22 protein-coding genes are annotated in these 19,657 nt (G+C 39.1%); 18 read left to right on the top strand and 4 right to left on the bottom strand.

The genetic code is table 11. The features are described from left to right. Nucleotides 1-2 precede the first annotated feature (2 nt). The 6 genes from ACVC7Q_RS07495 to ACVC7Q_RS07470 all read left to right on the top strand — a co-directional run bounded on the left by ACVC7Q_RS07495 (nt 3) and on the right by ACVC7Q_RS07470 (nt 4,221). Entirely contained in the window at nt 3-401 is a 399-nt protein-coding gene (locus tag ACVC7Q_RS07495) for a helix-turn-helix domain-containing protein (RefSeq protein ID WP_447265423.1), read from the top strand. A 39-nt stretch (nt 402-440) separates the two neighbouring features. Then, complete coding sequence (pgsA, locus tag ACVC7Q_RS07490) at nt 441-980, top strand: CDP-diacylglycerol--glycerol-3-phosphate 3-phosphatidyltransferase (protein WP_049516063.1); 540 nt, start codon at nt 441-443, stop codon at nt 978-980. Continuing rightward, nucleotides 981-1,805: an energy-coupling factor ABC transporter ATP-binding protein gene (locus tag ACVC7Q_RS07485; RefSeq protein ID WP_447265422.1), complete on the top strand. Its 825-nt coding sequence runs from the start codon at nt 981-983 to the stop codon at nt 1,803-1,805. It begins immediately after the preceding gene. Beyond that, nucleotides 1,790-2,632, top strand: coding sequence for an energy-coupling factor transporter ATPase (locus ACVC7Q_RS07480; RefSeq protein ID WP_447265421.1), 843 nt, complete (start codon nt 1,790-1,792; stop codon nt 2,630-2,632). Before ACVC7Q_RS07485 ends, ACVC7Q_RS07480 begins: the two co-directional genes overlap by 16 nt. Beyond that, on the top strand, nt 2,625-3,422 hold the full coding sequence (locus tag ACVC7Q_RS07475) for an energy-coupling factor transporter transmembrane component T family protein (protein ID WP_447265420.1): 798 nt from the start codon (nt 2,625-2,627) through the stop codon (nt 3,420-3,422). The genes ACVC7Q_RS07480 and ACVC7Q_RS07475 overlap by 8 nt, the downstream gene beginning before the upstream one ends. 157 nt (nt 3,423-3,579) lie before the next feature. After that, the gene (locus ACVC7Q_RS07470; RefSeq protein ID WP_447265419.1) at nt 3,580-4,221 is read left to right on the top strand and encodes a LysM peptidoglycan-binding domain-containing protein; all 642 of its coding nucleotides are present in this window, start codon (nt 3,580-3,582) and stop codon (nt 4,219-4,221) included. Between the two features lie 24 nt (nt 4,222-4,245). Here the strand turns inward: ACVC7Q_RS07470 and ACVC7Q_RS07465 are convergent, their stop codons facing one another. The 3 genes from ACVC7Q_RS07465 to sdaAB are packed head-to-tail and all read right to left on the bottom strand — an operon-like array spanning nt 4,246 to nt 6,430. After that, nucleotides 4,246-4,875 carry an HAD hydrolase-like protein gene (locus ACVC7Q_RS07465; RefSeq protein WP_447265418.1) on the bottom strand — a complete coding sequence of 210 codons (630 nt, stop codon included), beginning with the start codon at nt 4,873-4,875 and terminating at the stop codon, nt 4,246-4,248. 1 nt (nt 4,876) lies between these two features. Next, nucleotides 4,877-5,749 (bottom strand): L-serine ammonia-lyase, iron-sulfur-dependent, subunit alpha, encoded by an 873-nt coding sequence (gene sdaAA, locus ACVC7Q_RS07460; RefSeq protein ID WP_155200084.1) that lies wholly within the window; start codon nt 5,747-5,749, stop codon nt 4,877-4,879. A gap of 9 nt (nt 5,750-5,758) precedes the next feature. Further along, nucleotides 5,759-6,430, bottom strand: coding sequence for an L-serine ammonia-lyase, iron-sulfur-dependent subunit beta (sdaAB, locus tag ACVC7Q_RS07455; RefSeq protein ID WP_003002135.1), 672 nt, complete (start codon nt 6,428-6,430; stop codon nt 5,759-5,761). A 228-nt stretch (nt 6,431-6,658) separates the two neighbouring features. On the opposite strand from sdaAB, the gene apf reads away from it, so the two are divergent. The 12 genes from apf to rpsD all read left to right on the top strand — a co-directional run bounded on the left by apf (nt 6,659) and on the right by rpsD (nt 18,889). After that, nucleotides 6,659-7,201, top strand: a complete 543-nt coding sequence (gene apf, locus ACVC7Q_RS07450; RefSeq protein WP_447265417.1) for an aggregation-promoting factor — start codon at nt 6,659-6,661, stop codon at nt 7,199-7,201. A 204-nt stretch (nt 7,202-7,405) separates the two neighbouring features. Beyond that, a complete protein-coding gene (mnmA, locus tag ACVC7Q_RS07445) occupies nt 7,406-8,527 on the top strand; it encodes a tRNA 2-thiouridine(34) synthase MnmA (RefSeq protein ID WP_447265416.1) in 1,122 nt (373 codons plus the stop codon). Between the two features lie 141 nt (nt 8,528-8,668). Further along, the gene (locus ACVC7Q_RS07440) at nt 8,669-9,124 is read left to right on the top strand and encodes an NUDIX hydrolase (RefSeq protein ID WP_447265415.1); all 456 of its coding nucleotides are present in this window, start codon (nt 8,669-8,671) and stop codon (nt 9,122-9,124) included. An 8-nt stretch (nt 9,125-9,132) separates the two neighbouring features. After that, entirely contained in the window at nt 9,133-11,043 is a 1,911-nt protein-coding gene (mnmG, locus tag ACVC7Q_RS07435) for a tRNA uridine-5-carboxymethylaminomethyl(34) synthesis enzyme MnmG (protein WP_447265414.1), read from the top strand. A 198-nt stretch (nt 11,044-11,241) separates the two neighbouring features. Next, entirely contained in the window at nt 11,242-13,221 is a 1,980-nt protein-coding gene (locus ACVC7Q_RS07430) for a DHH family phosphoesterase (protein ID WP_447265413.1), read from the top strand. Then, entirely contained in the window at nt 13,218-13,670 is a 453-nt protein-coding gene (rplI, locus tag ACVC7Q_RS07425) for a 50S ribosomal protein L9 (RefSeq protein ID WP_003002156.1), read from the top strand. The genes ACVC7Q_RS07430 and rplI overlap by 4 nt, the downstream gene beginning before the upstream one ends. Nucleotides 13,671-13,694: 24 nt before the next feature. After that, nucleotides 13,695-15,053, top strand: coding sequence for a replicative DNA helicase (gene dnaB / locus ACVC7Q_RS07420; RefSeq protein ID WP_014714093.1), 1,359 nt, complete (start codon nt 13,695-13,697; stop codon nt 15,051-15,053). Between the two features lies 1 nt (nt 15,054). Beyond that, complete coding sequence (locus tag ACVC7Q_RS07415; RefSeq protein ID WP_003009183.1) at nt 15,055-15,327, top strand: Veg family protein; 273 nt, start codon at nt 15,055-15,057, stop codon at nt 15,325-15,327. Between the two features lie 210 nt (nt 15,328-15,537). After that, entirely contained in the window at nt 15,538-16,296 is a 759-nt protein-coding gene (locus ACVC7Q_RS07410) for an ABC transporter permease (protein WP_447265412.1), read from the top strand. A gap of 56 nt (nt 16,297-16,352) precedes the next feature. Then, the gene (locus ACVC7Q_RS07405) at nt 16,353-17,348 is read left to right on the top strand and encodes an ABC transporter substrate-binding protein (protein ID WP_447265411.1); all 996 of its coding nucleotides are present in this window, start codon (nt 16,353-16,355) and stop codon (nt 17,346-17,348) included. After that, entirely contained in the window at nt 17,341-18,072 is a 732-nt protein-coding gene (locus ACVC7Q_RS07400; RefSeq protein ID WP_447265410.1) for an ABC transporter ATP-binding protein, read from the top strand. The genes ACVC7Q_RS07405 and ACVC7Q_RS07400 overlap by 8 nt, the downstream gene beginning before the upstream one ends. Before the next feature lie 205 nt (nt 18,073-18,277). Continuing rightward, nucleotides 18,278-18,889 (top strand): 30S ribosomal protein S4, encoded by a 612-nt coding sequence (rpsD, locus tag ACVC7Q_RS07395; protein ID WP_003002210.1) that lies wholly within the window; start codon nt 18,278-18,280, stop codon nt 18,887-18,889. A gap of 201 nt (nt 18,890-19,090) precedes the next feature. On the opposite strand, the gene ACVC7Q_RS07390 is transcribed toward rpsD, so the two are convergent. Next, nucleotides 19,091-19,624, bottom strand: a complete 534-nt coding sequence (locus tag ACVC7Q_RS07390) for a TetR/AcrR family transcriptional regulator (protein WP_315375805.1) — start codon at nt 19,622-19,624, stop codon at nt 19,091-19,093. Nucleotides 19,625-19,657: the final 33 nt, after the last annotated feature.

Here is a 19,657-nt window from a genome sequence, read left to right as displayed (position 1 = left end):
ACATGAAGAAGAGAACGATTGGTCAAGTGTTAAGATTGTCAAGAGTAAATTTACACTTAAGTTTACAGGATGTTTCAAATAAGACAGCCATCGAAATTCCTTATATAGAAGCGTTGGAAAACGATGAGTTTGATCTACTACCGAGTCCCTTTTACGCCCAGATCTATCTTAAAAAGTTATCATGGGCTTTGGGATTAGATGAGTCCATCCTATTGACAGCTTTTCATGAAGGAAAAGAATTGTTATTTGATGAAGAAATACTTGTAAATGATGAAGAGCTTCATTCAAGAAAATTAAGACAGAAAACAAGCTGGTTACCAATTCTGTATTATCTGCTAGTTAGTTTTGCTATTCTTAGTTTTGTGATTTATATCGTATATTTTTATAAGTTTACAGCATGAGTAAAATAGCTGTAAAGATAGTTTATTTTTGGAGGAAATATGAAAAAAGAAAATATTCCTAATGCATTGACATTAATTCGAGTTGTAATGATTCCTATTTTTATTGCCATTTTAAGTTTAACTCACTCTTATCTAGGACATATTGTAGCAGCAGTTATTTTTGCTATTGCAAGTATTACAGATTATTTAGATGGCTTCCTTGCACGAAAATGGAATGTAGTTAGTAATTTTGGGAAATTTGCCGATCCAATGGCAGATAAATTATTGGTCATGTCGGCCTTTATCATGATGATTGAATTAAAGATGGTTCCTGCTTGGATTGCAGCCGTTATCATTTGTCGTGAGTTAGCTGTCACTGGTTTGCGTCTTCTACTTGTTGAGACAGGTGGTACAGTTCTTGCTGCAGCCATGCCTGGTAAAATTAAGACCTTTAGTCAAATGTTTGCTATTATCTTTTTGCTTTGTCATTGGACCCTTCCAGGGCAAGTATTACTTTATATCGCACTGATTTTTACAATTTATTCTGGTTACGACTACTTTAAGGGAAGTAGCTATCTCTTTAAAGACACATTTAAATAAATGAAACATATTATAGAGCTAAAAAATGTATCGTTTCGATACGATAAAACAATAGAAGAGTATCAAATTGACAATGTTTCGTTTCACGTGAAACAAGGAGAGTGGCTTTCAATTGTTGGACACAATGGTAGTGGGAAATCTACCGTTGTACGCTTGATGGATGGTCTTTTAGAACCTGAGTCTGGTGAAATTTATATTGATGGGCAACAGTTGACTCGTGAAACTATATGGGAAATCCGCAGTAAAATTGGGATTGTATTTCAGAATCCGGACAATCAATTTGTCGGTGCAACAGTGGAAGATGATGTCGCCTTTGGCTTGGAAAACCAAGGAATTCCACGGGAAGAAATGATTCAACGTGTAGAGAAGGCTATTGACCAAGTAGGCATGCTAGAGTTTAAAGATCGGGAACCTTCTCGATTGTCGGGTGGTCAAAAACAACGAGTAGCCATAGCGGGTATTATTGCCTTGCGACCAACTATTATTATCCTTGATGAAGCAACTAGTATGTTAGATCCAGAAGGCCGAGAGGATCTAATGGCAGTAATGCGGGAACTCCAGAAAAAGTTTCAATTAACGATTATCTCCATTACTCATGATTTAACGGAAATCGCCCTAAGTGATCGAACCCTAGTGTTTCAAAAAGGAACATTAGAGTCTTCCATGACGCCGAGGGAATTGTTTTCAAGAAGTGATCTGCACGAGATTGGTCTGGATAAGCCGTTTAGTAAACAAGTCCAAGAATCTCTGAGTTCGCATTTCCCGCTAAAACAGGATTATTTAACAGAAAGTGAGTTATTAGACCAACTATGGGAATTTCTTTAAAGAATGTCTATTATACTTATCAAGAGGGAAGTCCTTTTGAAGGACAAGCACTTTCTGACGTCACTTTGGAAATACAGGATGGCTCTTATACTGCTATCATTGGACATACTGGTAGTGGCAAGTCCACTTTGTTACAATTACTAAATGGTTTACTTCGTCCGACTGAGGGAATGATTCAATTCGATGATTTTGTTTTAGATAATCATTCTGAGCCAAAAGAAATGAAGTACTTGAGAAAAAAAGTTGGCTTAGTTTTTCAATTTCCAGAGAGTCAGTTATTTGCAGAAACCGTTCTAGCTGATGTAGCCTTTGGACCACAGAATTTTGGGGTACCTAAGGACAAAGCGGAGGAAATAGCCAAAGAAAAATTAGCGATCGTTGGTTTAGAAGAATCTATCTATGATAAAAGTCCATTTGAATTATCTGGTGGACAAATGAGGCGGGTTGCGATCGCGGGTATTTTAGCCATAGAGCCAGAGATTTTAGTATTGGACGAGCCAACAGCAGGCCTAGATCCTGCTGGGAGAAAGGAATTGATGGCGCTGTTTGAGAGGTTGCATAAAAATGGGATGACTCTTGTTTTGGTGACTCATACGATGGATGATGTAGCAAACTTTGCTGATACTGTATTTGCTTTGGAAGCGGGAAAACTTGTCCTAAACGGATCCCCAAGGGAAGTGTTTCAACAGGTTGATTATTTACAAAAACTTCAATTAGGAGTTCCACAAATTACGAATTTTGCCCTTCAATTGAAAAAAAGGGGGCTTCCTCTAGACAGACTACCAATCAAAATTGAGGAATTAAAGGAGCTGTTACTTCATGAATAATATGATTTTAGGAAGGTATATTCCTGGAAACTCCATTATCCACCAACTGGATCCTCGTGGGAAGTTGCTCTCAATGTTTCTATTCATTTTTCTTCTGTTTTGGGCCAATAACCTGCAGACCAATCTTCTGCTCTTTGGTTTCATCTTTGTTTTAATGTATTTAACGAGGATTTCGGTTAGTTTTTATGTCAAAGGCTTAAAATCAATGTTTTTTATCATTGCTTTTACAACTATTTTTCAATTATTTGCGACCTCTCAAGGAACAATTTTATATCACTGGTGGTTTTTTAAATTAACCGACCAAGGATTGATACAGGCCGCAATCATATTTTGTAGATTTATTTTAATCATTTTTTATTCGACAATTTTAACAGTGACGACGACACCATTAAGTTTAGCAGATGCTGTTGAAAAGATCCTTACACCATTAAAAATTATTAAAGTTCCAGCACATGAGATTGGGTTAATGTTATCTATGAGTTTGCGCTTTGTTCCAACTTTAGTGGATGATACGAATCGAATCATGAATGCGCAAAGGGCGCGTGGTGTTGATTTTGGAGAGGGAAATTTATTAAAAAGAATTCGTTCCTTTATTCCGATCCTTATTCCTTTATTTGCCTCTAGCTTTAAACGTGCAGATGCACTAGCGATTGCAATGGAAGCGAGAGGGTACAAAGGGGGCGAAGGACGAACACGTTATCGGAGTCTACAGTGGGGAGTGAAAGATACCCTAGCATTGTTTATTATTCTGTGCCTCATGGGGTTGATTTTTTATCTAAAAAATGGATAGAGCTAGTTGTATTGGTTCAAAAATAAGGAAAAAGCGCTATACAAAGCGCTTTTTACATTAAATTCACATATTCTTGTAACATTTGTAATACATTCTACAATAAACTGTAACATTTTGTGTGTATGATAGAATTATGTTCGAAAGGAGAATAGAATTCATGAACAGTAAAAAGTTCCAATGGACAGTCACTTCCCTACTTTCAGCAGCATCGCTTTTCATTTCTGGTATTGCTACAGTGAATGCTGAAACTTACGAAGTGAAGTCTGGAGATACTCTATCAAAAATTGCACTAGAAAATAACACTTCAGTAGAAAATATTATTGCATCTAACAATTTGACCAATGAAGATTTGATCTATGCAGGACAAATTATTGAGTTAGGTGAGCGTTCAAAATCTATGATTGATAAAGTTGCTCCACAAGAGCAAGCGAAACCTGCTGAAAGTGCACCTGCAGTAGCACAAACTGCTCAAAAACAAACAACTTATGCAGCAAATGCTGCAGTGACTTCTGCACAATCAACAAATGGTGGAATTGTTCTATCAAATGGAAATACTGCTGGGGAACAAGGTTCTTATGCAGCTGCTCGTATGGCTGAAATGACTGGTGTACCTGCTTCTACTTGGGAAGCAATTATTGCACGTGAATCAAATGGTCAAGTAAATGCAGCAAATGCTTCTGGTGCAAGTGGTTTATTCCAAACAATGCCAGGTTGGGGTTCAACTGCAACAGTTGATGATCAAATCCAGGCAGCATATAATGCATACAGCTCTCAAGGTTTGTCAGCTTGGGGTTATTAAAAAATAGGTTTACAATTTGTAAGCCTATTTTTTTAATGTCTCTAGGATTTCAAGTGGAGAATGACAAATAAAATCAGGTGAGTAAAGAAGTAGCTCTTCAAGATCTCCAAATCCCCAAGAGACTGCCATAGTTTTTATTCCAATTGTTTGACCTCCAATGAGGTCAAATTTTGTATCTCCAATAATGACTGTTTCCTCTTTTGGAAGATCATTGATTGACAAGGCGTATCGAATGACATCGGCTTTGTGGATACGATCTGAATTGGATCCATAAATTCCTTTAAAGTATTTAGCGATACCTAAATCTTGACACATCTGTAAAGCAATCGGTTCATGTTTTGAAGTGGTTACATAAAGAGGACTGTTTTCGTCTTGTAATGCTTTCAAAGCATCTACTATCTGAGGAAATAGAGTTGATTTGTATTGACCTTTTTCATGATAATACTGGCGATAGATAGTTACGGCTTGATCTACCAAAGCTTCAGGAAGAGTAGCTTCAAAACTAGAAATCAAAGGTGGTCCCATAAAACTACGGATGGTTTTGAGATCGGGTTGAGGAACCTTTAAAGAATCGAATGTATGTTGAAAGCTCTCTGTAATTCCCTTGGAACTGTCAACTAATGTTCCGTCTAAGTCAAAAAATAAGGCTTGCATGTTATTCTCCAAATATCTCTTTTTGTAATCTTCGACCAGTTGGTGTCGCTGCCAATCCTCCTTCAGCTGTTTCTCTAAAGGCAGTTGGAAGACTAGAACCAACTTGGTACATGGCGTCAATAACTTCATCAACAGGTATTTTTGATTCAATGCCTGCTAAGGCCATATCAGCAGCAATGAAGGCATAGCTGGCTCCCATTGCGTTTCGTTTGACACATGGGACTTCCACAAGTCCTGCTACTGGATCACAAATGAGCCCAAGCATGTTTTTGATGACAAAACAGACCGCTTGACTCGCTTGATAAGGAGTTCCCCCAGCAGCTAGTGTTAATGCAGCCGCGCTCATAGCTGAAGCAGAACCGACTTCTGCTTGACAACCACCCTCTGCACCTGAAATAGAAGCATTATTGGCGATCACTAACCCAAAAGCCCCAGCTGTTAGTAGAAAATCTAATTGTTGCTGACGGTTTAACCCTAATTTTTGAGTTGCCGCAGTGAGAACTGCAGGAAGACAGCCAGCAGATCCTGCAGTGGGTGTTGCACAGACCAGCCCCATTTTAGCATTGTGTTCGTTGACGGCAATAGCATTCTTCGCTGCGGTTAAGACGGTCAAGTCAGATAAAGTTTTTCCTGATTTGATATAACGATCTAATTTTGTCGCATCTCCGCCAGTTAATCCACTACGAGAGTGATTTTCATTTAACCCTAACCTTACAGAATCAATCATCACTTCTAAATTCCGGGTCATTAATCGGAGGACTTCTTCGCGTTCACGACCAGTTAGTTCAAATTCAGTTGCAATCATCAACTCTGCGACGTTTCCTTCGTATTGCGTGCTTGCTTGTTCTACGAGGTCTACAATTGAATAAAACATACGAACTCCTTATTTGAAAAAGTTGACATTATGAAGATGAGGAATTTTACGGATATCTTCGATAGCTGCTTCACAACTCCTTGAGTCAACTTCTATAATCATAATCGCTTTTTCTCCAGCTTTTTCCCGCGTCACATTCATTTGTGCAATGTTAATATCATAGCGAGAAAGGGCTTCTGTCACATGAGCGATCATCCCAGGGACGTCTTGATGCACAATGATAATGGTTGGAGTATTCATATTTAGCGAGATGGCAAAGCCATTTAACTCAGTAACCTGTATATTCCCACCACCAATGGAGATTCCAGTGACAGAAATCGTTTTATGGTCATTTTTTACAGTAATGGTTGTTGTGTTGGGGTGAGGAGCATTGCTCTCTTTTTGAATAGACCAAACAATCCGAATGCCTCGTTCATGTGCAATTTTTAGACTATCTGGGATTCTAGGATCATCTGTGTCCATTCCTAAGATGCCAGCTACTAAGGCTAAATCTGTTCCATGACCACGATAGGTTTTTGCGAAGGAATTAAATAATTGGAACTCAACCTCTTTTGGCTCTTCTCCAAATATAGAAGAAACAATTTTACCAATTCGAACAGCACCTGCAGTATGACTACTGGATGGGCCAATCATTACAGGTCCAATAATATCAAAAACTGATTGGAATTTTAAAGAGTTCATGCTCTGCTCCTTTGTGATCACTTTACTTCATTATATCAGATATGGCTGATGATTTCTTCTATTTTTCCCGAAATATCTGAGAAATCTTAAGCAAGACTTAAAACATTTATATTATATCTAAACTTTAGTATTTCTAACATCTATATGAAATATTTGACATATAATTTCAATAAATATGAAATATTTCTTGTGTAGTATAGAGGTATACCAATAAAGGAGTACATAATAATGAATAAAAAACAAATGATGAAACGTATTATTGGACTTAGTTTACTTGCAGGACTTTTCTTTCCAATTGCAGCGAATGCAGATACTTATACTGTAAAATCAGGTGATACTTTATCTGCTATTGCTAAAGAGAAGAACACAACGGTTGATGCAATTGCTAAGAAAAATAAGATTAGTAACGTGAACTTCATCTCAGTTGGTCAAGTTCTTGAGATTGAAGGTGCAAATACAACGAAAAAGACTGAGGAGCAAGCTACTACAAGTAAAACTGACGCTACACAAGCAACAACGACTGTCTCTGCTTCAGATGGCTTGAGTGCGGAAGATGCAGCTGCTAAGGAATGGATTGCCCAAAAAGAATCAAGTGGCAGTTATACAGCACAAAATGGCCAATATTATGGTCGTTACCAATTAACTCTCACATATTTGAATGGTGATTTATCACCTGCAAACCAAGAAAAAGTGGCCAATCAATACGTTGTCAACCGTTATGGATCATGGTCAGCAGCTAAAAATTTCTGGTTGGCAAATGGCTGGTATTAAATTCGTTTAAAAAGAGTTCTTGAATAGGACTCTTTTTAAATTTACAGTTCTGTAAACGTATCATTAATTAGCGAGGACTAGGGCGGTCAAATGCTTGTTTTCTTCTATAAAGCGTGTTAAAATGGTAACTGCTCAAAACGACCTTCAATCGTTGAAGCAAACCACGACCTTCAATCGTGAGAAACGAAAAGATGGGAGAAACCTATGAGTGATAACTCGAAAACACGTGTTGTTGTTGGTATGAGTGGCGGTGTCGATTCATCTGTAACGGCTTTGTTGTTAAAGCAACAGGGTTACGATGTCATTGGCATCTTCATGAAAAACTGGGATGACACAGACGAAAATGGCGTCTGTACAGCTACAGAAGATTACAAGGATGTAGCAGCAGTTGCAGACCAAATTGGCATCCCTTACTATTCTGTCAACTTTGAGAAAGAATACTGGGATCGTGTCTTTGAATATTTCCTTGCTGAATACCGAGCTGGTCGGACACCAAATCCGGATGTCATGTGTAATAAGGAAATTAAATTTAAGGCTTTTCTAGATTATGCTATGACACTCGGTGCAGATTATGTAGCGACAGGGCACTATGCGCGCGTGACGCGCGATGACGATGGCATTGTTCATATGCTACGCGGCGTTGACAACGGGAAGGATCAAACTTATTTCTTAAGCCAGCTGTCACAAGAGCAACTTCAAAAAACCATGTTCCCGTTGGGACATTTAGAAAAGCCTGAGGTTCGCCGGTTGGCAGAAGAGGCTGGACTAGCAACAGCTAAAAAGAAAGATTCCACTGGAATCTGCTTTATCGGAGAAAAAAATTTCAAAGAGTTTCTTAGCAACTATCTACCTGCTCAGCCAGGCCGAATGATGACCGTAGATGGACGAGATATGGGTGAACATGCCGGTTTGATGTATTACACGATCGGTCAACGTGGTGGTCTTGGAATTGGTGGACAACAGGGTGGAGATAATGCTCCATGGTTTGTAGTGGGGAAAGACCTTAGTCAAAACATTCTTTACGTTGGTCAAGGCTTCTATCATGAAGCACTGATGTCAACAAGTTTAAAAGCTAGTCAAGTTCACTTTACACGAGATATGCCTGAAGAACTTACGTTAGAATGTACAGCTAAGTTTCGCTATCGTCAACCCGATTCCAAAGTGACGGTTCATGTCAAGGGTGACAAGGCAGAGGTGATTTTTGCAGAACCTCAACGGGCGATTACACCGGGTCAGGCTGTTGTCTTTTACGATGGTGAAGAGTGTCTCGGTGGTGGTTTGATTGACAATGCTTATCGAGATGGTAAAGTTTGTCAATATATTTAAATTGACAAATTCAGTCAATCTGATACAATAAAATAAGCAATAGAAATGATGGTCAAAGCTCATGGATGTTGCAGGCTTTTTGTCCTGCACTTCTTGCGAGTTTTGACTGTTTTTGTGTCGTTTTTTGAGAGGAAGGAAAAGATGCAGCAGCAGGATTTTCGAACGAAAGTGGATCGCACGGTTTTTGGTGTGAGAGCGACTGCCTTGATAATAAAAGATAGTCGTATGTTAGTCATAGAAGACAAAGATGGTTTTTATACAATTGGTGGTGCTATTCGAGTGAATGAAGCTACAGAAGATGCTGTGGTCCGAGAAGTAAAAGAAGAACTTGGTGTCATATCTAAAGTAGGCCAGCTAGCTTTCGTGGTTGAAAATCGCTTTGAACAAGCTGGAATCCACTACCATAATATTGAATTTCATTATTTGGTGGACTTGCTGGAAGAAGCACCTTCGGTCATGCAGGAAGAAACAAAGTCCTTACCTTGCCGGTGGATACCTTTGAATCAGTTGCATACATTTCCTCTGAAACCAGCCTTCTTAAGAACAGCTTTGCCTGGTTGGAACGGACAATTGCAACACATCCATCTTGAAGAATAGGAGAAAAAATGACTTATAATTTTATAGAAGAATACGATATCATTGTCATTGGTGCTGGGCATGCGGGAGTTGAGGCTTCACTTGCCGCTAGCCGTATGGGCTGCAAGGTCTTACTTGCAACTATCAATATTGAAATGTTGGCCTTTATGCCTTGTAATCCGTCTATTGGTGGGTCTGCAAAAGGAATTGTTGTTCGTGAAGTAGATGCTTTAGGTGGAGAAATGGCGAAGAACATAGACAAGACCTATATCCAAATGAAAATGCTCAATACTGGTAAAGGTCCTGCGGTTCGTGCCCTTCGGGCTCAAGCAGACAAAGAACTTTACTCAAAAGAAATGCGGAAAACGGTAGAAAACCAAGAAAATTTGACTCTCCGCCAAACCATGATTGATGAGATTTTGGTGGAGGATGGTAAGGTTGTTGGTGTAAGGACTGCGACTCACCAAGAGTATGGGGCAAAGGCTGTGATTGTCACTACTGGGACAGCTTTACGCGGAGAAATTATCATTGGAGATCTCAAGTATTCGTCAGGGCCTAATCATAGTCTAGCTTCTATCAATTTAGCCGATAATCTCAAACAGCTAGGATTAGAAATTGGACGTTTCAAAACAGGGACGCCACCTCGTGTAAAGGCATCGTCAATTAATTATGACGAAACGGAAATTCAACCTGGAGATGAAGCTCCAAATCATTTTTCTTATACATCGCGTGATGAAGATTATGTAAAGGATCAAGTTCCTTGTTGGTTGACTTATACCAATGGGCATAGCCATGAAATTATCCAGAATAATTTGCACCGGGCACCTATGTTTACAGGGGTTGTAAAGGGAGTAGGTCCTCGCTATTGTCCGTCCATTGAGGATAAAATTGTCCGTTTTGCTGACAAAGAGCGTCATCAACTATTTTTAGAACCTGAGGGACGAAATACAGAAGAAGTCTATGTTCAAGGGCTGTCAACGAGTTTACCAGAGGATGTTCAACGGGATCTCGTTCATTCTATTAAGGGACTTGAGAATGCTGAAATGATGCGAACGGGTTATGCGATTGAGTATGATATGGTTTTGCCTCATCAATTGCGGGCAACTTTGGAAACCAAGAAAATTTCAGGTCTCTTTACAGCTGGCCAAACCAACGGAACATCTGGCTATGAGGAGGCCGCTGGTCAAGGGATTATTGCAGGAATCAATGCGGCTCTAAAAATCCAAGGAAAACCAGAACTCATTTTGAAACGAAGTGATGGTTATATTGGGGTCATGATCGATGACTTGGTAACAAAAGGAACGATCGAACCCTACCGTTTGTTAACAAGCCGTGCAGAATACCGCTTGATCTTACGTCATGATAATGCAGATATGCGCTTGACAGAAATGGGGCGAGCAATTGGCTTGGTAGATGATGAACGTTGGCAACGTTTCGAAACCAAGAAGTATCAGTTTGAAAACGAGATGAAGCGCCTTGACAGTATTAAGTTAAAACCTGTAAAGGAAACGAACGAGAAGGTTGCAGCGCTAGGCTTTAAACCATTGACAGATGCTGTCACTGCTAAAGAATTCTTGAGACGACCAGAAGTGTCTTACCAAGATGTGGTGGAATTTATCGGTCCTGCAGCTGAAGAACTGGATGATAAAATCATTGAATTGATTGAAACTGAAATTAAATACGAAGGTTATATCTCAAAAGCTTTAGATCAGGTTGAAAAAATGAAGCGAATGGAAGAAAAACGAATTCCTGCCAATATTGACTGGGATGATATTGACTCCATCGCAACAGAAGCTCGTCAAAAGTTCAAACTGATTAATCCAGAGACCATTGGTCAAGCTAGTCGGATTTCAGGTGTCAACCCAGCTGACATTTCTATCTTGATGGTTTATCTTGAAGGCAAGAGTCGGAGCATTTCAAAGAATAAAGAAAATCAATAATATCAAGGGGCTGAAATAGTTTTTCAGCCTCAATTTTATAGATTGAAATTCTTTCCTTCTTTCTATTGACAATTCTGTCAATAAAGTTTACAGAAATGTGGGCTGCAAAAGGCTTTGTTCCTGTCTATCTTCTCTTTAATAATAAAGAGAAGCCTCGCTTTTTACCTCTATTTATGGTATAATTCCCAGAAGAGGTTTATGATGAAAAAATTTCGTTTATCGTTCATCCATTATGTGTTAATTGGTTTTATTTCATTTGCAGTTTTAGCAATTTTTTTAAGAATCTTTGGCAAAGGCTATGTAACTCTCATTGCAATTTTTTTAGTCTTAGCTGGTTTGATTGCTTTATTTGAATACCAGTTACAAATTTCAGAGTTAGATGAATTAGAACAGATACAATATGTTAACCATCAGGCAGAAAGCGGCTTAGCATCTCTCCTTGATAAAATGCCTGTCGGAGTTATTAAGATTAATGAAGAATCGAATGAAGTAGAGTGGTTCAACCCTTATGCTGAATTGATTTTTTCAACAGATGATGGAGACTTTGATGTTGAATCGTTGAAAAAGTTGCTCAATACACTGTTTGAGGATAAAGGGCATTATGTCACAGTAGCTGATAAGAAATATTCCGTTTACTTTGATCAGACGTCTAGTGTTGTTTACTTTTTTGATGTTTCAAGTGAGTATGAAGCAACTGTGGGGTTGGTGACAACTCGTCCCGTTATCGGTATTATCTCTGTTGATAATTATGATGATTTAGAAGATGTCATTTCAGATTCTGATATTAGCAATATCAATAGTTTTATTGCCAACTTTGTAGAAGAGTTTACAGCTCATTACCATATGTTTTACAGACGTGTGGGGATGGATCGTTTCTATTTGTTTACAGATTACACAGTTTTGGAACAATTGATGGAAGCAAAATTTTCAGTCATCGATCAATTCCGTGAAGACGCTAAAAATCGTGAGCTACCTATCACCCTAAGTATGGGATTCTCGTACGGTGATGGGGAGCATGATGAAATTGGTAAAGTGGCTCTCTTGAACCTAAACCTTGCGGAAGTTCGTGGCGGGGATCAAGCGGTTGTCAAGGAAATTGATGAACAGAAAAATCCTATTTTCTTTGGTGGGGGAACGGCTTCGGCTGTTAAGCGGACTCGGACTCGTACACGCGCTATGATGACAGCTATTTCGGATAAGATTAAATCCGTTGATCAAGTCTTCATTGTTGGGCATCGAAATTTGGATATGGATGCCTTGGGTGCATCTGTGGGGATGCAGTTTTTCTCGAGTAATATTTTGGCCTCATCTTACGTGGTTTATGACCCACATGCGATGGCCAACGATATTTCAAGAGCGATTGAGAAATTAAAAGATGAACAAGTTACGAAAATCCTTACCTTAGAGGAAGCTATGCAAATGGTAACGGATCGCTCCTTGTTGATTATGGTTGACCATTCTAAGACAGCATTGACTCTCTCTAAAGATTTTTATCAACAATTTCAACAGATTGTTGTCATTGACCATCATCGTCGAGATGATGATTTCCCGGAAAATGTTCTGATCACTTATATTGAGAGTGGGGCAAGCAGTGCGAGTGAATTAGTCAGTGAGCTCATTCAGTTCCAGAAGTCTAAGAAAAATCGTTTAACGAAGATTCAAGCTAGTGTCTTGATGGCAGGAATCATGCTGGATACTAAGAACTTTTCTGCTCGTGTCACGAGTCGGACCTTTGATGTGGCAAGTTACCTTCGTTCCAGAGGTAGTGATAGTGTAGCTATTCAAGAGATTTCGGCTATCCAGTTTGATGAGTACCGTGAAGTAAACGAATTGATCTTAACAGGTGAAAAGATTTTGCCACATATCATAGTGGCTTGTGCGAATACGACTAAAGCCTATGATTCAGTAACGATTAGTAAAGCAGCGGATAGTATACTGGCCATGTCTGAAGTGGAAGCCAGCTTTGTTATTGCCTGCAACCAAAGTGGGACCATCTCGATTTCTGCACGAAGTCGAAGTAAAGTCAATGTGCAACGTATCATGGAAGAGCTTGGTGGCGGAGGTCATTTTAATTCGGCGGCTTCTCAAATGGAGGGTCAAGATTTGATGAGTATCCGTCAACAACTGATTGAGACGATTGAAAACGAAGTAACTATTGAAAAGGAGAATGTAGAATGAAAGTTATTTTCTTAGCGGATGTAAAAGGTAAAGGAAAAAAAGGCGAAATTAAAGAAGTGCCTACTGGCTATGCACAAAACTTTTTGATCAAGAAAAATCTTGCGAAAGAAGCCAATGCCCAAGCAATCGGTGAGCTTCGTGGAAAGCAAAAATCAGAAGAAAAAGCGCATGCTGAATTGTTAGCGGAAGCGCAAAAGATTAAAGCGAAATTAGAAGAAGAAGCAACAGTCGTTCAATTCACTGAAAAAATTGGACCAGATGGCCGTACTTTCGGCTCTATTACCAATAAAAAGATTGCAGAAGAGCTTGAGAAACAATTTGGCATTAAAATTGATAAACGTCATATCCAAGTTTCCTCTCCAATTCGTTCAACAGGATTGATTGACGTCCCTGTAAAAATTTATCAAGATGTTACAGGTGTGATTAATATTCGTGTAAACGAAGGGTAAACACGATCGATAGAAAGGTTTTTTATGGCTGAGATAGAGGAATTACGAACACAACCTCAGGATATCCAGGCTGAACAATCAGTCTTGGGAGCCATCTTTATTGATGAGGGGAAATTGGTCTTTGTTCGTGAATATATCGAGCCTGGCGATTTCTTTAAGTATTCGCACCGTTTGATTTTTAAAGCCATGATTGATCTAGCTGATCGTGGGGATGCGATTGATGCGACGACTGTTCGAAATATTTTAGATAGTCAAGGAGATCTCCAAAATATTGGCGGTCTCTCCTATTTAGTAGAAGTAATTAATTCGGTACCAACTTCAGCCAACGCAGAGTATTACGCGAAGATTGTAGCCGAAAAAGCTGTCCTACGTCGGTTGATCTCTCGATTAACGGAAAGTATTAATCAAGCTTATGATGGTGCGAGTCCGTCAGATGAAATCATCGCTGGTGCTGAAAAAGCTCTAATTGATGTTAGTGAAAATGCAAATCGTAGTGGGTTTAAAAATATTCGAGACATCTTGAATATTAACTTTGGTAGCTTGGAAGCTCGTTCGCTTCAAACATCCGATATCACAGGTATTGCGACGGGCTACCGCGATTTGGATCATATGACAACAGGGCTACATGAGGAAGAGTTGATCATTTTAGCGGCTCGTCCTGCAGTAGGGAAAACAGCTTTTGCTCTAAATATTGCACAAAATATCGGAACAAAGCTAGACAAGACAGTTGCTATTTTTTCATTAGAAATGGGTGCTGAAAGTTTGGTCGACCGGATGTTAGCAGCTGAAGGCTTGATTGAATCTCATTCGATTCGGACAGGTCAATTGACGGATGAAGAATGGCGGAAATATGCAATTGCCCAAGGGAATTTGGCCAATGCGAGTATTTACATTGATGATACTCCAGGAATTCGGATTACTGAGATTCGTTCGAGAGCAAGAAAATTAGCACAGGAAACAGGGAATCTTGGTCTGATTCTGATTGACTACCTGCAGCTGATTACTGGTACTGGAAGAGAAAACCGTCAACAGGAAGTTTCAGAAATTTCCCGTCAGTTAAAGATTTTGGCCAAGGAACTAAAAGTACCTGTTATTGCTTTGAGTCAGCTGTCACGTGGGGTGGAGCAGCGCCAAGATAAACGTCCTGTTCTTTCTGATATTCGTGAATCTGGATCCATTGAGCAGGATGCGGATATTGTTGCCTTCTTGTACCGGGATGATTATTATGATCGAGCTGGTGAAGAGGAAGAAGATGGCATGCCCAATAATACGGTTGAAGTGATTATCGAGAAAAACCGTTCAGGTGCGCGTGGAACAGTAGAATTAATTTTCCAAAAGGAATACAATAAATTCTCAAGCATTTCAAAGAGAGAGGATCAATAAAATGAGTGATGCATTTACAGATGTTGCGAAAATGAAAAAAATTAAAGAAGAGATCAAGGCTCATGAAGGACAAGTGGTCGAAATGACGCTTGAAAATGGACGGAAACGTCAAAAGAATAAATTCGGACGCTTGATTGAGGTCTATCCTTCTTTATTTATCATTGAGTATACGAATGACAATAGCCTACCAGGTGAACCAGCTAATACCTACGTGGAGTCTTACACCTATTCAGATATTTTAACAGAGAAAAATTTAATTCGTTATTTGGATTAATTTCTTGCTTTTATCGTTTAAATCAGTTATTATAATAAATACATATGGGAGTCTGTGTACAGTCTGAGAGGAAGTGTAAGCTTCGACCGCACCTGATCTGGGTAATGCCAGCGTAGGAAACAAATGAAATGTATTTTTCGTTATGAGTGACCTTGTGCTATCCGTCTCCTTTTAGGAGGCGTTTTTTTATTTTTGAGAAAGGAGGTTACGATGTCTCTTGTAAATAGATATTCAAAGCAGTTGATAGGGATTGCAGGGGTTGCCAGTCTTCTTGTCTTCTGGCAGTTGGCAGGGTTTTTAAACATCTTGCCAAAATTTGTACTGCCGACACCGCTTGAAATTGGGACTGCCTTTGTTCGGGATCGAGCGCTTCTGCTTCATCACAGCTTGTCTACTCTTCAAGTAGCCTTGCTCGGACTCCTTATAGGGGTTCTTCTGGCTACAGGTTTAGCGATTGTCATGGATAGTTTTCAATGGGTCAATGATCTAGTCTATCCTTTTATGGTTATCATACAGACGATTCCAACGATCGCTTTAGCACCCATCTTGGTTCTTTGGTTTGGTTATGGTATTCTTCCAAAGCTTGTCTTGATCATTATTACGGTGGTGTTTCCCATTGTAGTTAGTTTCTTAGATGGTTTTCGTCATTGCGATCATGATATCTTGAGATTGTTTCAGATTATGAAAGCCAACCGTTTTCAAACCTTAGTTCACTATAAGATTCCCGCAACACTCCCATATTTTTTTGCAGGTTTGCGTGTCAGTGTTTCCTATGCTTTTATCAGTACGGTTGTGTCAGAATGGCTAGGGGGCTTTGATGGATTAGGAGTTTATATGATCCAATCGAAGAAGTTGTTTCAGTATGATACAATGTTTGCTATCATTGTATTAATTTCTGCTATTAGTTTACTCGGTATGTTTCTCGTTGACCAATTAGAAAAAACTATTCTGAAATGGAAAAAGGATTGACAAACTTGTAAATTTTGTAAAATTAAATTGACAATAATGTAAAAGAGGTATTTCTTATGAAGAAGCAGTTAGCTTTGTTTTTATCGATTATTTGTGGGGTTATTTTTTTGGTAGCTTGTCAAAGTTCTGTCAAACAGTCGTCAAGTAATGGGACGAAGATTGATTTTATACTAGATTGGACCCCGAATACCAACCATACAGGCCTGTATGTAGCAAAGGCAAAAGGGTATTTTAAAGACGCAGGGTTGGATGTTGATATAAAACTTCCTCCTGAAGACAGTAGTTCTGATTTAATTATTAATGGGAAGGCTCCATTTGGTATTTACTTCCAAGATTCTATGGCTAAGAAATTAGATAAAGGTGCTGGGATTACAGCTGTTGCGGCTATCGTCGAACACAATACGTCAGGGATTATTTCAAATAGAGATGCAGAAATTAAAAGTCCCAAGGATTTGGCTGGGAAGCAGTATGGTACCTGGAATGATCCGATTGAATTGGAAATGATTAAATCAATGATGAAAAAAGAAGGGGCTGATTTTAATCAAGTAAAATTGGTTCCAAATAGTGACTCGAATTCCATTACGCCAATTGAAAATAAGGTCTTTGATGCTGCTTGGATTTATCATGGTTGGGATGGAATTTTAGCTGAGCAAAAGGGAATGAAGACGAATTTCTTTTACATGAAAGATTTTGTCCCTGCATTTGATTATTATTCTCCTGTTATTATTGCTAACAATGACTATTTGAAGTCTCATAAAGAGGAAGCAAAAAAATTCATTCAAGCGGTGAAAAAAGGCTACCAATACGCTATAGAGCATCCAGAAGAAGCAGCGGATATCTTGATTAAACAAGTCCCTGCCTTGGCCAATCAGCGTGATTTTGTCCTGGCTTCTCAAAAATATCTTTCCAGTCAGTATGCTTCAGATAAGGACAAATGGGGGCAGTTTGACCCCAAACGGTGGAATGCTTTTTATGCTTGGGCAAAAGAGCAAGGTTTGGTCTCAAATGACTTAAGAGACAAAGGTTTCACAAATGAATTGGTAGGTGACTGATATTTTAACAGTAAAAGATGTAAGTTTCTCATTTGGAGATAAAGCAGTTTTAAATAATGTATCACTAGAAGTGCAAAAAGGAGAAATCGTATCTATTTTAGGTCCTAGTGGGGTTGGCAAATCAACCTTGTTTAATTTAATTGCTGGGATCCTTCCCTTGCAAGAGGGGTCTATAGAAGTAGATGATGCCCCGATCTCTTTTGGGAAAGTCAGCTATATGTTACAAAAGGATCTTTTGTTAGAACATAAGACAGTATTGGGAAATATTATTCTTCCCCTTCAATTAAAAAAAATTCCTAAGGAAGAGGCGACATCTACAGCTATAAAATTGTTAGAGGAATTCAAGTTGGGAAGTATCGCCAACCATTATCCCAATGCGCTGAGTGGGGGGATGCGGCAACGGGTGGCGCTATTGAGAACCTATCTTCTAGGTCATTCTGTCTTCTTATTAGATGAAGCTTTTAGTGCTTTAGATGAATTGACAAGGCAGGATCTTTATCAATGGTATCTGGAAAGCAAGGAACGTCTTGGTCTCACCACTCTTTTGATCACTCATAGTATCGAAGAAGCTTTGACGTTGAGTGACCGGGTCTATATCTTGAATCATAATCCTGGAGAAATTGTTGCAGATCTTCCTTTAAAATGGGATCCAGCAATGGATAGAGACTGGCAACAATTGCAATATAAAAAACGAATCATAGAATTATTGTCTGAATTTCATTGAAATTGTTTTGAAGGACTTTACAAAGTCTCTATTCCGTGATAAAATAGAATTTGTGCGAAATGACAGCAGGACAAAATGAAGCTCGTCAACAGGAAGTCAGCTAGAAAAGTAACCTTTGCTGTTTGGGCGAAGGCTTTCTGAACGAATCAGGTTTGTCTAAAACGTTATTTCCTACAAAAATTATTTTTATAGGAGGACATTTTACATGTCACGTTATACAGGACCATCTTGGAAACAATCTCGCCGTCTTGGCTTGTCACTTACAGGTACAGGTAAAGAATTGGCACGTCGTAACTACGTACCAGGACAACACGGACCAAATAACCGTTCAAAATTGTCAGAATACGGTTTGCAATTAGCTGAAAAACAAAAACTTCGTTTCTCTTACGGACTTGGTGAAAAACAATTCCGTAACTTGTTCGTACAAGCTACTAAAGTTAAAGAAGGAACTGTCGGTTTCAACTTCATGCTTCTTTTGGAACGTCGTTTGGATAACGTTGTTTACCGTCTTGGACTTGCGACTACTCGTCGTCAAGCTCGTCAATTCGTTAACCACGGTCACATCCTTGTTGACGGAAAACGCGTTGATATCCCTTCATACCGCGTAACTCCAGGTCAAGTGATCTCAGTTCGCGAAAAATCAGCTAAAGTTCCAGCTATCCTTGAAGCTGTTGAAGCTACAGTTGGACGCCCAGCATTCGTATCATTCGATGCTGACAAATTGGAAGGTTCATTGACTCGCCTTCCAGAACGCGATGAAATCAATCCAGAAATCAACGAAGCACTTGTCGTTGAATTCTACAACAAAATGCTTTAATTTTAAGAAAAAACTTGCAGAAAGCCTACAACAGTGGGCTTTTTGTTTTGTCTTAAAGGGTTGATTTCTGGCTTCGCTCCCCTTTTTGTTCAGTTATAAATTCTCTAAGGCTGTTTCATAAAATGAAGCGGTTTTTTTGTTTTCTTAAAACTGAAACCTTCTAATAAAAAACTCCTAATCTATCTAGATCAGGAGGCACTGTTACCGTAACATTTTCATTAAAAACTCAGCCATTTGTTGAGTGCTTTCTTTTTTTCCGCGAGAAACCCACATCTGACAGACTCCGAAGAAGGCATTGGCCAGATAGACAGAACTGTAGACTCTTTCAATATCTGTTAATGATTTATGACTATAGCGCTCTTGCAAGCTATCAACCAGAAGAATCTGCAATTTATGTCGTAAGAAGGTTTGAATCTCCTTGGTTCCATTCTCTGTCAGAAGGACCGCAAAGAGGGGCTCCTTGGTTAGAAATTCAAACACCTCTGTAATCGCTTGGCGCTTGTCGTCTTGGTGTTTGTCAAAGATGTATTCAAGTTTGTGAAAGAGTGCTTGTTGGTAGCGCTCGATCATGTCGTACTTGTCTCGATAATGGGTATAAAAACTAGAGCGACTAATACCGGATTCTTGCGCCAACTCAACCGTTGTGATTTGGTCGAATGATTCCTTTTCGAGTAGTCGAACCATCGCTTCCTCAATATTTCGTTTTGTTTTTAATCGTTTATTGCTCTCAGTCATCTGTTAATCCTTTTTGCACAAAATTATACACAG

Source organism: Streptococcus sp. W151 (genome assembly GCF_053010205.1).
This window is presented reverse-complemented; position numbering and strand designations above follow the sequence as displayed.